The sequence below is a fragment of the Methylobacterium nonmethylotrophicum genome (assembly GCF_004745635.1).
GTDB classification, from domain to species: Bacteria; Pseudomonadota; Alphaproteobacteria; order Rhizobiales; family Beijerinckiaceae; genus Methylobacterium; species Methylobacterium nonmethylotrophicum.
This window is the reverse complement of the sequence record NZ_SRLB01000006.1, coordinates 233,311-246,754: the sequence shown is the minus strand read 5'-3', so window position 1 is coordinate 246,754 and position 13,444 is coordinate 233,311. Positions and strand designations below refer to the sequence as shown.

The 13,444-nt window shown below is 72.2% G+C and carries 12 protein-coding genes and 2 tRNA genes; 8 read left to right on the top strand and 6 right to left on the bottom strand.

Annotation, left to right across the window (positions count from 1 at the left end; all coding sequences use genetic code 11):
- Positions 1 to 3: 3 nt before the first annotated feature.
- Together EU555_RS09985 and EU555_RS09980 are read left to right on the top strand one after the other, a co-directional pair.
- Positions 4 to 726 carry an ABC transporter ATP-binding protein gene (locus tag EU555_RS09985; protein ID WP_060848451.1) on the top strand — a complete coding sequence of 241 codons (723 nt, stop codon included), beginning with the start codon at positions 4 to 6 and terminating at the stop codon, positions 724 to 726.
- 85 nt (positions 727 to 811) lie between these two features.
- A complete protein-coding gene (locus tag EU555_RS09980; RefSeq protein WP_245524227.1) occupies positions 812 to 1,027 on the top strand; it encodes a putative hemolysin in 216 nt (71 codons plus the stop codon).
- A gap of 280 nt (positions 1,028 to 1,307) precedes the next feature.
- Here the strand turns inward: EU555_RS09980 and EU555_RS09975 are convergent, their stop codons facing one another.
- Both EU555_RS09975 and EU555_RS09970 read right to left on the bottom strand, forming a co-directional pair.
- Positions 1,308 to 2,669, bottom strand: coding sequence for an esterase-like activity of phytase family protein (locus EU555_RS09975; RefSeq protein ID WP_135414499.1), 1,362 nt, complete (start codon positions 2,667 to 2,669; stop codon positions 1,308 to 1,310).
- 99 nt (positions 2,670 to 2,768) lie between these two features.
- Positions 2,769 to 4,403, bottom strand: a complete 1,635-nt coding sequence (locus EU555_RS09970; RefSeq protein ID WP_135414624.1) for a histidine kinase famiy protein — start codon at positions 4,401 to 4,403, stop codon at positions 2,769 to 2,771.
- Between the two features lie 290 nt (positions 4,404 to 4,693).
- Between EU555_RS09970 and EU555_RS09965 the strand changes: the two genes are divergently transcribed.
- A tRNA-Pro gene (locus EU555_RS09965) sits at positions 4,694 to 4,770 on the top strand.
- Between the two features lie 87 nt (positions 4,771 to 4,857).
- Positions 4,858 to 4,934 (top strand) — tRNA-Pro (locus EU555_RS09960).
- A 186-nt stretch (positions 4,935 to 5,120) separates the two neighbouring features.
- Here EU555_RS09960 and EU555_RS09955 read toward each other — a convergent pair.
- Positions 5,121 to 5,597 carry a hypothetical protein gene (locus EU555_RS09955; RefSeq protein ID WP_135414498.1) on the bottom strand — a complete coding sequence of 159 codons (477 nt, stop codon included), beginning with the start codon at positions 5,595 to 5,597 and terminating at the stop codon, positions 5,121 to 5,123.
- Positions 5,598 to 6,316: 719 nt separating this feature from the next.
- Between EU555_RS09955 and EU555_RS09950 the strand changes: the two genes are divergently transcribed.
- Together EU555_RS09950 and EU555_RS09945 are read left to right on the top strand one after the other, a co-directional pair.
- Positions 6,317 to 6,805, top strand: a complete 489-nt coding sequence (locus tag EU555_RS09950) for a Ros/MucR family transcriptional regulator (protein ID WP_135414497.1) — start codon at positions 6,317 to 6,319, stop codon at positions 6,803 to 6,805.
- Between the two features lie 92 nt (positions 6,806 to 6,897).
- Positions 6,898 to 7,728 carry a class I SAM-dependent methyltransferase gene (locus tag EU555_RS09945; RefSeq protein ID WP_135414496.1) on the top strand — a complete coding sequence of 277 codons (831 nt, stop codon included), beginning with the start codon at positions 6,898 to 6,900 and terminating at the stop codon, positions 7,726 to 7,728.
- Between the two features lie 47 nt (positions 7,729 to 7,775).
- On the opposite strand, the gene EU555_RS09940 is transcribed toward EU555_RS09945, so the two are convergent.
- The gene (locus EU555_RS09940; RefSeq protein WP_135414495.1) at positions 7,776 to 8,363 is read right to left on the bottom strand and encodes a HupE/UreJ family protein; all 588 of its coding nucleotides are present in this window, start codon (positions 8,361 to 8,363) and stop codon (positions 7,776 to 7,778) included.
- 442 nt (positions 8,364 to 8,805) lie between these two features.
- On the opposite strand from EU555_RS09940, the gene EU555_RS09935 reads away from it, so the two are divergent.
- Complete coding sequence (locus tag EU555_RS09935; RefSeq protein ID WP_135414494.1) at positions 8,806 to 10,851, top strand: M23 family metallopeptidase; 2,046 nt, start codon at positions 8,806 to 8,808, stop codon at positions 10,849 to 10,851.
- Positions 10,852 to 10,988: 137 nt separating this feature from the next.
- Here the strand turns inward: EU555_RS09935 and EU555_RS09930 are convergent, their stop codons facing one another.
- A complete protein-coding gene (locus EU555_RS09930; RefSeq protein WP_135414493.1) occupies positions 10,989 to 11,669 on the bottom strand; it encodes a DJ-1/PfpI family protein in 681 nt (226 codons plus the stop codon).
- A gap of 117 nt (positions 11,670 to 11,786) precedes the next feature.
- Positions 11,787 to 12,731, bottom strand: a complete 945-nt coding sequence (gene gluQRS, locus EU555_RS09925; protein ID WP_135414492.1) for a tRNA glutamyl-Q(34) synthetase GluQRS — start codon at positions 12,729 to 12,731, stop codon at positions 11,787 to 11,789.
- Positions 12,732 to 12,737: 6 nt separating this feature from the next.
- On the opposite strand from gluQRS, the gene EU555_RS09920 reads away from it, so the two are divergent.
- The gene (locus tag EU555_RS09920) at positions 12,738 to 13,439 is read left to right on the top strand and encodes a DNA-3-methyladenine glycosylase family protein (RefSeq protein ID WP_135414491.1); all 702 of its coding nucleotides are present in this window, start codon (positions 12,738 to 12,740) and stop codon (positions 13,437 to 13,439) included.
- Positions 13,440 to 13,444 lie beyond the last annotated feature (5 nt).

Here is a 13,444-nt window from a genome sequence, read left to right as displayed (position 1 = left end):
GAGATGCTCGACGTCAGCGGCCTGTCGGCCGGCTACGGCCAGATCGAGGTCCTGCACGGCCTCACCTTCACGGTGCCGAAGGGCCAGGTCGTCACCCTGATCGGCTCCAACGGCGCCGGCAAGACCACCACGATGCGGGCGCTCTCCGGCATGATCAAGCCGCGCGCCGGCTCGATCAAGCTCAACGGGCGCGAGATCGGCGGCCTGGAGAGCCACGACGTGGCCCGCACCGGGCTTGCCCACTCCCCCGAGGGGCGGCGGGTCTTCCCGACCCTCTCGGTCGAGGACAACCTGACGCTCGGCGCCTTCCCGCGCCTCACCGGATCGCGGCCGAAGGGCGACGTCAACGCCGACCGGGAACGGGCCTACACCCTGTTCCCGCGCCTGCGCGAGCGCCGCACCCAGCTCGCCGGGACGCTGTCGGGCGGCGAGCAGCAGATGCTCGCCATGGGCCGGGCCCTGATGCTGCGACCCGAAATCCTGCTCCTCGACGAACCGTCGATGGGCCTCGCGCCGAAGCTGGTGGAGGAGGTCTTCCGGATCATCCGCCGCCTCAAGGAGGAGCAGGTGACGATGCTCCTCGTCGAGCAGTTCGCCATGGCGGCGCTCGGCGTCGCCGACCACGCCTACGTTCTGGAGAACGGCCGCATCCGCTTCCAGGGCCCGGCGGCGCAGCTGCGCGACGATCCGCAGGTGCGGGCGGCGTATCTGGGCGGGGGTCACTGAAGCACCAGACCGGCGGGCGATCCTACGTCACCGCCGGTTCATCGCGCTCGCCTATCCTTCCGCGGTTTCCGGGGAGGAGAGGATCGTGAAGTCGTTGCTTGCCGCCGCAATGCTCGTGGTCGTCGGCATTCCACAGGCCTGGGCCCTCGGAAACCCCGCCTCTGCCTATTGCGCCTCCATCGGCGGGCGCCTCGAGATCCGAAAAGGTTCCAAAGGCGAGGCCGGCTATTGCCACCTGCCGGACGGGCGCGTCGTCGAGGAGTGGCAGCTGTTTCGCGAGGCGAACAAGGCGAAGCGGTGAGAGATCCAGCTTTGCTCCTTCGACGGAGTTGATTCCTGCCACGTCATTCCGGGGCCGCGCAGCGGAGCCCGGAATCCAGAAGCGCAAGATGATCAGAAAATGACGGATCGCGTTCCGTCTCATTCCTCCTCACCTGTGTTTCTGGATTCCGGGCTCCGCTGCGCGGCCCCGGAATGACCCGGCGGGTGGCAAATCTGCAGGAGTAGATCGAACAAGGGCTCCGGCGAAGGCAGCATCCGCCGAGCACCCCGCATCTCGGCCGAGATGCGGGGCACGGCCGTCACTTCGCCTTCAGGAAATCCCCCACCTCCAGGAGCACGAACTCGTTGTCGTCGACTTGGTGCGGGTCGCGGCTCGCGGAGAACGGCAGGTTGTTGTCGTTGCCGACGATGATGTGGGTGTCATCCACCTTGTCGACGTTCTCGATCGTGAAGAACGGGAAGGCGAGCGCGCCGTCGGTGAGCGGCTTGCGGGCCTTCTTGGCCGGGTCGGCGATGCGCATCAGGTCGATGTAGCCGATCTTGCGAACGGGACCGCCCTGGTTGGCGTCGGTCAGCTCGACCTTGTAGACACGCTTGAACTTCGCCGGGACCGAGAAGCAGTCGTTGCCCTTCTGGCCGGCCGGGCAGGCCCGGTCGGCGGTGCCCTCGCCGTCGTCGCGCTCGATGATCAGGCCGGTCGTGGCGTCCACGAGGTTGAAGTCGCCGATGGCGTTGCCGTTGGCCTCCAGGGGGTAGAGCCAGGAGCGGCCGGTCCATGTCTCCGCCTTGGTGTCGAATTCGAGGATGCGCAGCACCTCGCGGCCGTCGCGGGTCTCGAAGGCCTTGGCGTCCGCGTCCCAGAGCGGGCCTTCGAGGAGGGCGTAGAGCCGGCTGCCGTCCGGCGAGGCCGCCATGCCTTCGAAGCCCTTCGAGCGGCGGGCGTTGAACGCCACCGCGCCGCCCGGCATCGCCGGGGTCGTCACCGCCGGGTTGTCGGGGGAGCGGACCGGCTTGCCCGACGCCAGGGTCTCGACCACCGCCTCGACCCTGCCGGTGCGGTCGGCCTTGATCAGGAACGGGCCGAACTCCTCGCCGATCCAGATCTGGTCGCCGACGAACTGGACGCTCTCGGGGTCGAAGTCGCTGCCGGTGAGGTAGCGGCTCTCGGTCGCCTCGTTGGCGATGCGGAACGGCACCTTCCTGTCGGGATCGCGCAGGAAGATCGTTTCCAGGCGCTCGACGCCGCCCTTGTCGAAGTCGATCCGGTAGTGGTTGAGGTAGAGCATCGCGTCGGGCGAGTTCGCCTTGGCGCCGAAGCCGTTGTCGGTCAGCACCCAGTAGGTGCCGTCCGCCACGCGCTTGATGCCCGAATGGCCCTGGAGCGGCTGACCCTTGAGCGGGAGCCTCAGGCTGGTCGGGCGGCCCATCGACTGGACCTCGACGGTGCCGACCGCCTCGACCCGCCGGCCGGTGGTGAACTTGCCGGGGGTCGCGAGGTCCTTCGGCGCGTCCTCCGGGATCGCGACGAAGCTCTCGGCCGGCAGCACGGCGTGGCCCGCGAGCGTGGCGGGATAGGCCTGCGGAGCCGGAGAGGTCTGGGCGAGAGCGGCGGGGGCGGCCGACAGCAGGAAGGCGGCGGCGAGCAGGGAACGGCGCGGCATGGAATCCTCGCGGGACAATGAGCGCGGCCGTTCTTGCGCGAGGCGCATGTCACCGACGTGACGACAGGCCCGCTTCCCCGGCTTGACCGATCGATCCGCTCAGCCGTGATGCGGCTCGCCCGGGGCCGGCATCGCCCTGGCGCCGCGGTCGAGGGCGGCGCGGATCCGGTCGGCGAGCTCGGCCTTGCGGTAGGGCTTGCCGAGCACGTCCATGGTCGGGGTCGCGGGGCCGTCGGCCACCAGGTCCTCGTTGTAGCCGGTGGTCAGCAGCACCGGCAGGTCCGGCCGACGGCTCTGCGCCCGCTCCGCCAGGGTCAGCCCGTTGAGGCTGCCGGGCATCACGATGTCGGAGAAGAGCAGGTCGATCCGCTCCTCGCGCTCGAGGATGCGCAGGGCCTCGTCGCCGTCGCGGGCGGCCAGCACCTGGTAGCCGAGGCTCTCCAGATACTCGCGGGCGAGCGCGCGCACGTCGTCGCTGTCCTCGACCACCAGGACCGTCTCGTCGCCCCGCCGCAGGACCGCCCTCTGCTCGGCGGGCTCCTCCTCGGAGGGGGCGCCGGTGCCGGCGGGAAACAGCATCGTGATGGTGGTGCCGCTGCCGGGCCGGCTCTCGATCTCCAGCCGGCCGCGGGATTGCTGCAGGAAGCCGTGCGCCATGGCGAGGCCGAGGCCGGTGCCCTTGCCGGGGCCCTTGGTCGAGAAGAACGGCTCGGTCGCGCGCTCGGCGACGTGGGGCGGCATCCCCTCCCCCTCGTCGCGCACCCGCAAGGCCACGTAGGTGCCGGGCGGCAGGCTGCGGGCCCGGCCCTCGCCGTTGAGCTGGAGCGAGGCGGTCGAGATCGTCACCGTGCCGCCCGCCGGCATCGCGTCGCGGGCGTTGATCAGCACGTTGAGCAGCGCCATCTCGAGGTTGGTGCGGTCGAGCGTGACCGCCGGCAGCCGCGGCGTGAGGTCGAGGCGCACCGAGACGGCGCTGCCGAGCGTGCTCTCCGCCACCTCGGCGAAGGCGAGCACCAGCGCGTTCAGGTTGAGGGAGCGCGGCTCGAGCCGCGCCTTGCGGGCGAAGGAGAGGAGCTGCTTCGTCAGCTTCGCGCCGCGCTCCGCCGCCCCGGCGGCGTTGGCGAGCTGGCGCTGCGCCCGCTCGCTGGTGACGGAATTGCGCGCCAGTTCCAGGTTGCCGGTCACGACCTGCAGCAGGTTGTTGAAGTCGTGGGCGAGGCCGGCGGTGAGCTGGCCGATCGCCTCCATCTTCTGCGCCTGCCGGAACGCCTGCTCCGACACCCGGCGCCGGGTCACGTCGAGCTGCGAGGCGAAGAAGTAGACGATCTCCCCGGCCTCGTCGAAGACCGGGCCGATGAAGATGCCGTTCCAGAACGGCGAGCCGTCGCGCTTGTAGTTGAGGATCTCGGTCGCGATCGCCCGGCGCTCGGCCACGGCGTCGCGCAGCTCGCGCACGGTCTCGCGGCTGGTCTCCGGCCCCTGCAGGAAGCGGCAGTTGCGGCCGACGAGCTCGGCCTCGGTGTAACCTGTAAGATCCTGGAACGCCCGGTTGGCGAACACGATCGGGTTGTCGGTCTGCCGCGGATCGGTCAGGATCATCGGCATCCGGGTCATCTCGATCGCGGCGAAGAACACGCTGCCGCGGTCGTCGAGGCCCGGCTCGCGGATCACCGCCGACTTCAGATGCGCCAATGACGGCGCCTCCGCGGAGTGCGACACTCCCGGCTCCGGCATCCCGGCCTTGTCGTCCTCGCTCACGCCACCACCCGGCTCGCCATCCGCCACCCCGCCGGTCCCGCCTGTTTGCGCAGCGACAATGGGGTGCGGGGGTGGATCGCGCAAGATGGTCTTCCCAGACCCGTCCCCCGTTCCGGTGTGAAGGCCCGAGCGCCGCGCCCGCCGGCCCGGGCCACGAAGACCGGCAACGGCCGGGCCTCAAGAAACTCGGCCATCGCGCAGGAACGGCCTTGCGGCCCCCGGATGCCCTCGCTATAAGCCCCGTCGTCGGCCGGCGGCCGGCCGTTCGGAGTGTAGCGCAGTCTGGTAGCGCACCACGTTCGGGACGTGGGGGTCGCAGGTTCAAATCCTGCCACTCCGACCAGCGCTCTCGCGAGCCTGTGTCTTCCCGAGACCATCAAGCATTTTCAGCAGATGGTATGAGAGTACGAGCCTACGCCTTCGGGCGCGTCGGAGTGTAGCCCAGTCTGGTAGCGCACCACGTTCGGGACGTGGGGGTCGCAGGTTCAAATCCTGCCACTCCGACCACTGACGGCTCTCGCGAAAACGTCCTCGATCGCATGACGCTCCGGTTCGACGCGTCTCAGCGGAATTGCATGGCGCAATTCTGCCGGGGCTCTTGTTTTTGCAACATTGTCGCTGGCGCGGTCCTTCGGTTCGCCGCCGAACCGGTACCACTTCGGCAGCGGTCGTTCGCCACCGGCGGAATGATGCTTAGCGTGGCGCCCCTCGGTGCCGCTCGGGGTCCGCGGACATGACCACCAGCACGGCGAGACCGGCCGCGACCGCGTCCTCGGCGAGGCCGCGGATGCGGCCTTCCGCCGAATGCGAGTCCCCACCCCGCGCGGCCCGCCCGAGGAGCGTGCCGGCGACCGCCCCCGCGACCCCGGCCAGCGCGCCGTATGCCGGCGTCGCGCGCCGCCCGGCCAGGGCCCAGCCTCCGACGGCGCCGATGGCCAGCCGGAAGGCGAAGGAGGCCGGGATGCGCCGATCGGGCGCGAACGGCATCTTGTCCCCGGCCATCTCGGCCACAGCGGCCGCCGTGGCGAGCGTCCGAGCGCCCGGCCCGGCGGGGATGACGTCACCGCGCGTACGCCCCTGCGAGGCGGCCCATGTCAGGGCGGCGCAGGCCGCCATGCTGCGCATCCCGGCGACGACCCCGAGGCCGAACGAGGCTCCGTATTCCTGCATGCTCACCGTCCACTGCCTGCGAGCTCCCGACCCGTTGGCAAAGCGGCACCGTCACCTCGTGTTCCACACGCAAGAAACCGGCGCGTCGCCCTCGACCCGCGGCGGGGCATCCCGTGCCTGAACCGGCCGGCGCCGCGGCGGCCAGGGACACCTCCGCGTCCTCCTCTGCTCCCTTGACGCGGATCGTCACGGCGGTGACGACTCGAAAGCAAGCAATCGACGGAAATGCCGGGCGCCTCCGCGATCGGCTTCAAGCGTCCCGCTCAACCAATCCGGCTTTCGCTCGTCGTCGGAGAACATCGCTGTTTTCCTGGTCGAAGACCTCACGCATGCCGACCATCGCTCGACTGCCGCAGGGCGGCCAACCAGCCCTGGCAGGGCCGACATCCTTCGGCTGACTGCGCCAAGAGCCGGAGCAATCCGGCGGCCCAGGGGCTGGTGTCGCCTGTCCGGGGGCCGAAAGCCGACGCGAACGCGATCCTGCCGCCGGCCTTCCCGGACCGGGCCGCGGCGGCGCCACGGCGGGTCTTTGCCGTCACAGACCCTCCCTACGCCCAAGAGCGTAGCCCGTTTCATAAACATAAGTTACTCGCCGGCCGCCCCAATTGACTGATGAACAGCGGTTACGTCCACAGGATTACCCCACGAGAGCGCACAGTCTGTTTGACGTTTGAACGTCATCATGCATTCTTCGATGCGAATGCAGACGGGGGAGCGAGATGAACGTCGAGGAGAACGGCTCGGGCGATCGGATCGTCGATCTTTGCGCCGCCATCGTCACGGCCTACGTGGCCAACAACGCGGTCCCGCCGAACGAGCTGCCGCCGATGATCGGCGCCATACACTCGACCCTGACCCAGCTGATGGCGCCACCCCCGCCCGAAGCGCCGAAGCCCGAGCCGCCGATCCCGATCCGCCGGACGGTCACGCCCGACCACATCATCTCCCTCGAGGACGGCAAGCCGTACAAGACGCTCAAGCGCCACCTCGCCGGCCGCGGCCTCACGCCGGACCAGTACCGCGAGAAGTGGGGCCTGCCGCGCGACTACCCGATGGTCGCCGCCAACTACGCCTCGCAGCGCTCCGAGCTGGCGAAGAACAGCGGTCTCGGCCGACGGCGCCTGCGCGGCGCCGAGGGCGGCGACGCTGCCCCGGCCGGCGCTCCCGCCGGACGGCGGGGACGCCCGCGGGGCAGCCGGGCGACCTGAGGCAGCCCGGACCGGTCGCGACCCGCGGCCCTTGCCCGTCCGGCGCCCGGCCCTAATCTGGCGCCCGACGCGGGCGGGACAGGGGTGCGCCGATGCCGGAACCGATCTCCCAGACGGAGTACTGGAACGGCGACGTCGGTGCGCGCTGGGTTGGCATGCAGACGGAGCTCGACCGTGTCTTCGCGCCCCTGACCGCCGCCCTGCTGGACGGGGCAGCCCTTCGTCCCGGCGAGAGGGTGCTCGATATCGGCTGCGGCTGCGGCGAGACCGCGCTGCTGGCGGCCGAGCGGCTCGGGCCGGAGGGCGCGGTCACCGGGGTGGACGTGTCCCGTCCGATGCTGGAGCGGGCGCGGGAGCGGCCGACCAAGGGCGCGCCGATCACCTGGGTCGAGGCCGACGCGCAGGTCCACGCCTTCGCGCCCGGGCACGACCTCGCCTTGTCGCGCTTCGGGGTGATGTTCTTCGACGAGTCGCGGGCGGCCTTCGCCAACATCCGGCGCGGCCTGCGGCCAGGGGGCCGCCTCGCCATCCTGTGCTGGCGCGCGCTCCCGGAGAATGACTGGGTGAGCGTGCCGCGCGACGCGGTGCTCACCGTCGTCCCGCCGCCTGCGCCGCCGGTGCCGGGCAGTCCCGGGCCGTTTCGGTTCGCGGACCGGGACGGGCTGGCAGCTCTGCTCGCGCAGACGGGTTTCTCGAAAATCGCGGTCACCCCCGTCGATCGCCTGCTCGAGATCGGGCGCGATGCCGAGGCCGCGACGCGCTTCGCGGTGACGGTCGGTCCGATCGCCGGGCTCCTGCGCGAGCTCGACGACGCGGATCTGCGGGACCGGGCCGTGGCGGCGGTCCGGGCCGCGATGCCCTCACGAAACCCGGTGCGTCTCGGGTCGGCCTGCTGGCTCGCGACCGCGATCAATCCGGGCTGAACCGCGTCGCGCCGGAGCCGCAGAGGGCTCCGGCGCCCAAGACGTCCTCAGACCGCCCGGGCCAGCACCGCCACGCCCGCGAGCGCCACCGCCGCGCCCGCGAACGGAACCGCCCGGCCGCGGCCGATCCGGCCCGCTGCCAGCCCGGCGCCGATGCCGGCCAGGTGCAGGAGCGCGGTCGCCGCCAGGAAGCCGAGGCCATAGGCGAGGCCGGAGGCCGTGTCGGGCATCTCGGCGCCGTGGGCGTGGCCGTGGAACACCGCGAACAGGCCGACGAGGGCGACGGCGCCGGCGAGCGGCAGACCGGCCCCGACGGCCGCCGCGAGGCCGAAGGCCACGACCGACAGCCCGATCCCGATCTCCACGAAGGGCAGCACGACCCCGGCGGCCCCGAGGGCGCCGCCGATTGCCATCATGCCGAGGAAGGCCAGCGGCACCGCCCAGAGCGCCCGCCCGCCGCGCGCCGCCGCCAAGAGGCCGACCGCCACCATGGCGAGCAGGTGGTCCGCCCCGCCCAGCGGGTGGGCGAAGCCGTGCGCGAGACCGGCGGCGTCGCCGTGGCCGGGATGCGCGAGGGCGGCGTGCGAGGACAGGATCAGCAGGGCGGCGGCGAGACCGGCGTGGCGACGCGTCATGGAGAACTCCCGGAAGGATCAGCGGAACCGTAGAGCATTTCGGGCGGCCGGGGAAACCGCTGCGCTCACGGGAAACCCCGCGGGGCCGGACGCCCTGGCGCACGCACCGGAGGGCCGCCGCCCGATGCCCGGAAGGTGGCCCGGCCGTCGCCCCCGGCCATGCGGCAAAAGGGATCACGGCAGGCTCGTGGCGACGGCGGAAGCGGACGGGATCCCGGGCCTGCACGCCTCAATCCTGACATGCTGGCGCCGGAGAGACAGCCGACGTTCGGACCCGGGACAGCCACTGGGGATGCAGGGCCCGACCGCCGTTGATTTCGGTGCGTGAGCCACGCATGGTCGCGCTGCGGTCGGAGCCTCGTTTCGCTGTCCCCCGGGGTGCCGGGCGTCCCACGCATGGCGCCGGACACGGCATGGCGCCGGAACTGGCCAAGGAGACACGGTGAAGCGCGCCCGCCTCGACCCGGTCGGATCCCAGCAGGCGCCCCGCGGCCGATCCGCCGATTCGGGCCGCGAGCCGCCGCTCGACGTCACGGGCACCGCCTCTCCCACCTCCGACAGGCGCGACGTCAACCTGCGCTGGCTCGCGGCCTGCGTGCTCACCGGCATGACCGGCGCCGCCCTGATCGGCTCGGCGATCTGGGTCTCGCTGCAGGGCGAGATCACCTTCGCGGAGCTGCCCCAGGCGGTGGCGGTGGCGCCCCGGCCGGTCGCCAGCGAGGGCGGCACCAACCTCGCCCGCAAGGGCGACCGGCTGGTGCGCAACCCGATGGTGGCGCTCGCCAAGCAGAGCTTCAAGGCCCCGGTGACCCTGCGGGCGGGCGAGCGCGAGATCATCAAGGTCAGGCCCTTCGTGCGGATCGCCACCGCGCTCTCGACCACCGCCGGGATGGCGGCGACCGACATCCCGAGCTTCGATCCGATGCGCTTCTTCGCCGACCCGGGCAACGACCGGGCGCCGGAGCCCCAGGCGGCCGCCGCCGAGGCGCCGGACGCGGAGGTGTCGGTCGTCAAGCGCGATCTCGGCGACCTCGCGGTCCCGGCCGGCGCCCCTGCCCTCTCGGACGAGGACGTGGCGGCGCAGATCGAGGAGGAGCGGCGGCTCGCCGCCGAGGCGGGCCGCCGCGCGGCGCTGCCGATCGCCCCCCAGCTGATGCTCTCGCGGACGCTGCGCAGCATGACGGCTCTGCCGGGGCTCGATGGCGGCGGCGATTTCGGCGGATCGTCCGGCCCGTTCAAGTCGATCGAGGTCCGGGTGATGCGCGAGAACGTCACCGATCTTCCCAAGATCGAGCGGGAGCGGGACGCACCGCTCGTCGAGGAGCGCGACGTCGCGATCAAGCGCGGCGAGACCCTCGAGGGCGTGCTCCGGGCCAATGGCGGCCTCGACGAGCAGGTCCGCCCGATCCTGGCGGCGCTCGGCGCCCGGGTCCGGGCCGGCACCATCGGCGAGGGCCAGCAGATGCGGCTCCAGATCGGCCCCGGCCCGCGGGCCGGCGACCCGCGCCAGCTCACCCGGGTGATCCTCTACGGCGAGTCCGGCGTCGAGGCGATCGCCGCGATGAACGACCGCGGCGCCTTCGTGTCGGTGGCCCCGCCGGTGCCGGAGGGCACCGCCCAGAAGCCGGCACCGAAGCCGGAGGCCGGGGAAGACGACGAGGAGGGCACCGGCGCGCGCCTCTATGCCAGCCTCTACGAGACCGCGGCCCGCCACGACCTGCCGCGCTCGACGGTGGAGGATCTGGTGCGGATCTTCGGCTACGACGTCGACTTCCAGCGTCGCGTCTCGAGCGGCGACGGCATCGAGCTGTTCTACACCTACGACGAGGAATCCGGCGGCTCGGCCGAGCGGCCCGACATCCTGTTCGCGGCGCTCAACCTCGGCGGCGAGGCGCGGCGGATCTACCGCTTCCAGTCGCCCGACGACGGCGGCATCGACTACCTCGACGAGGCCGGCCGCTCGCTCAAGAAGTTCCTGCTGCGCAAGCCGGTGGCCGACGGCAACATGAGCTCCGGCTTCGGCTACCGCCGCCACCCGGTGCTCGGCTACGCCAAGCTCCATACCGGTGTCGACTGGTCGATCCGCATCGGCACGCCGATCTTCGCCGCCGGCAACGGCACGGTCATCAAGGCGGAGTGGGATTCGGGCTACGGCCGCCGGGTCGAGCTGCAGCACGCCAACGGCTACGTCACCACCTACAACCACATGTCGCGGTTCGGCCGCGGCATCACCGCCGGCGCCAAGGCGCGCCAGGGCCAGATCATCGGCTATGTCGGCTCGACCGGCCTCTCGACCGGCGCGCACCTGCACTACGAGGTGATCATCAACGGCCACTTCGTGGACCCGATGAAGATCCGCGTCCCCCGCGGCCGCGAGCTCGACGGGCGGCTCCTCGCCGAGTTCCGCCGCCAGCGCGACCAGATCGACGGGCTGATCCAGAAGTCGGGCGCGCCGACCACGCTGGCGCAGCGCGAGGCGATGCGCTGAGGGCGGGAGATCCCTGCGCTTCTTCGGTCCAGACGTTCAGTCAGCCACTTCCATCGACACCACTCGACGTTCTTCCCGGGGCGCGTCGAAGGCGAGGATCCGGGATGACCGGGAGATTGTGGCTCGGCAGCGGCCCATCAAGCAGACCCCTCGGTGATCCGCCCGATGATCGCCTCGCGCGCCGCCCGCGAGCCGGCGAGCCGCTTCTTCGCACGCTCCACCACCGCCGCCGGCGCCTCGGCCGGGGTGCCTGCGCCGAAGGGCGGGGCGGGCGCGTATTCGAGCGCGAGCTGGACCGTCTCGGCCTCCTCGCGGCCCAGAAGCTCGGCCACCACGGCGAGCCCGAAATCGATGCCCGAGGTCACGCCGCCGGCGGTGATCAGGGTGCCGTCGCGCACCACCCGCCCCTCGACCGGCACGGCACCGAAGCGGGAGAGGAAGTCGTGCGCGTACCAGTGCGTCGTCGCCCGCTTTCCCGCGAGCAGCCCGGCGGCGCCGAGCACCAGCGCCCCGGTGCAGACCGAGGTGAGGTAGCGGACCTCGGAGGCCCGCGCCCGCACGAAGTCCAGCACCGCCTCGTCCTCGAGGAGCGGGTTCACCCCGGCCCCGCCGGGAATGCAGAGCACGTCGAGGGGCGGGCAGGTCGCGAAGGTCGCGGTCGGCACGAAAGGGATGCCGGTGGCCGAGCGCACCGGCTCGCCGTCCTTCCAGATCAGGTGGACGGCACTCTCCGGCACCGAGGCGAAGACCTCGTAGGGTCCGGTGAGATCGAGCTGCTGGACCTGCGGGAAGACGAGGATTCCGAAGCTGAGCGACAAGGGCGTGCCTCCCGTTTGGGCGGCAGGATCGTACGCAGAGGGGCCGGGTTGCAAGGGCTGGCGGGTGGCTCCCAGGGGGAGCCCGCAGATTCACACAACGGCGATACGCATCGCCTCTCACCGTGGGCGGCAGGGCTGTCCGGGGAAAGATGAGGCGCGTCTCCCCTCTCCCGTGTGGGAGAGGGGATCCCGCGCCCGATCTTGTCGGGCATCGCCGAACCCCAGCCGTGCCCGCACCTCCGCCGCGCTCACCCCCCGCTCGCGCAAGGCCGCCAGCGCCTCGGAGCGCAGGCTCTTCGACAGCTTCTCGCCGGCCTCGTCCCGGATCAGCCCGTGATGGTGGTAGCGCGGCGTGGGCAGGCCGAGGAGGCGCTGGAGCAGGACGTGGAGGTCGGTGGCGGCCTCGAGGTCCTGGCCGCGGACCACGTGGGTGATGCCTTGCGCGGCGTCGTCGAGCACCACCGCAAGATGGTAGCTCGTCGGGATGTCCTTGCGGCCGAGCACCGCGTCGCCCCAGCGGGCCGGATCCGCTGCGCGGACCGCGTCGGGCTCGCCCGGGACGAAGGCGGTGTAGGAGAACGGGCCCCGGCAGGCCTCCAGCGCCCGCGCCATGTCGAGGCGCCAGGCGTAGGGCGCGTCCGGCACCGGCCGGCCGCGGCAGGTGCCGGGATAGAGCGGAGCACCGTCCGGGTCGCGGGCTGCGCCCGCGCCGTTCGGGTCGCGGGCTGCGCCGGCGGCAGCGAGAATTTCCCGTCGGGTGCAGGTGCAGGGATAGACGAGGCCCCGCGCCCGCAAGGAGTCGAGGGCGGCGCGGTAGGTGGACATCCGGGCCGACTGGCGCCAGACCGGCTCCGGGAAGGTCAGGCCGAGCCAGGCGAGGTCGGCGACCAGCCCCTCGGTCAGCTCCGGCCGGCAGCGCACCGGGTCGATGTCCTCGATGCGCAGGAGCAGCTCGCCCTGCAGCGCCCGGGCGATCTCGGCGTTGAGGAGGGCCGAGCAGGCGTGGCCGAGATGCAGGCGCCCGTTCGGGCTCGGGGCGAAGCGCAGGCGGGGAGACGGCACGGCGGAATGCGGACGCGGACGACATCCAAGCCCTTACCCGCGCCGGGCGCCGGCGTCACCGGGACGCTGCTCGATTCCGATGCGGCCCTGCGCGAGGGCGTCGCGGCTCTGGCCGCCCTCGATCCGGTGATGGCGCGGCTGGTGGCGGAGGGCGCCGAACCGGCCCTGCGCAAGCGCCCGCCGGGCTTTGCCGGCCTCGCCGGCATCGTGGTGTCGCAGCAGATCTCGACCGCCAGCGCCGCGGCGATCTGGGCCCGGCTCACCGCCCGCCTGCCGGATCTGACCGCCGAGGCCCTGGCCACCGCCCCGGACGAGGCCTTGCGCGAGGCCGGCCTGTCGGCCCCGAAGATCCGCACCCTGCGGGCGGCCGCGCAGGCCGTCGCGGAGGGTGCCCTCCCCCTCAACGCCCTGCACGCCCTGCCGGCCGACGAGGCCCACCGGCGGATGGTGGCGGTGCACGGCATCGGGCCCTGGACCGCCGACGTCTACCTGCTGTTCTGCCTCGGCCACCCCGACGCCTTCCCGGCCGGCGACCTCGCCCTGCAGGAGGCGGCCCGCCTCGCCGACGGGCTGGAGGCGCGGCCGAGTGCCGCCGCCCTGACGGCGCGGGCCGAAGCCTGGCGGCCCTGGCGCGGGGTCGCCGCCAAGGTGCTGTGGGCCTATTACCGGGTCGCCAAGGCGCGCGACGGCGCGCCCCTTCCCGGCTAAGCCAG

What these genes read in the sequence shown, in the direction of transcription:
- EU555_RS09985 (WP_060848451.1), top strand. Translation starts at nt 4, where the DNA reads ATGCTCGACGTCAGCGGCCTGTCGGCCGGCTACGGCCAGATCGAGGTC.
- EU555_RS09975 (WP_135414499.1), bottom strand. Translation starts at nt 2,669, where the DNA reads ATGCCGCGCCGTTCCCTGCTCGCCGCCGCCTTCCTGCTGTCGGCCGCC.
- EU555_RS09970 (WP_135414624.1), bottom strand. Translation starts at nt 4,403, where the DNA reads ATGCCGGAGCCGGGAGTGTCGCACTCCGCGGAGGCGCCGTCATTGGCG.
- EU555_RS09955 (WP_135414498.1), bottom strand. Translation starts at nt 5,597, where the DNA reads ATGCAGGAATACGGAGCCTCGTTCGGCCTCGGGGTCGTCGCCGGGATG.
- EU555_RS09950 (WP_135414497.1), top strand. Translation starts at nt 6,317, where the DNA reads ATGAACGTCGAGGAGAACGGCTCGGGCGATCGGATCGTCGATCTTTGC.
- EU555_RS09945 (WP_135414496.1), top strand. Translation starts at nt 6,898, where the DNA reads ATGCCGGAACCGATCTCCCAGACGGAGTACTGGAACGGCGACGTCGGT.
- EU555_RS09940 (WP_135414495.1), bottom strand. Translation starts at nt 8,363, where the DNA reads ATGACGCGTCGCCACGCCGGTCTCGCCGCCGCCCTGCTGATCCTGTCC.
- EU555_RS09920 (WP_135414491.1), top strand. Translation starts at nt 12,738, where the DNA reads ATGCGGACGCGGACGACATCCAAGCCCTTACCCGCGCCGGGCGCCGGC.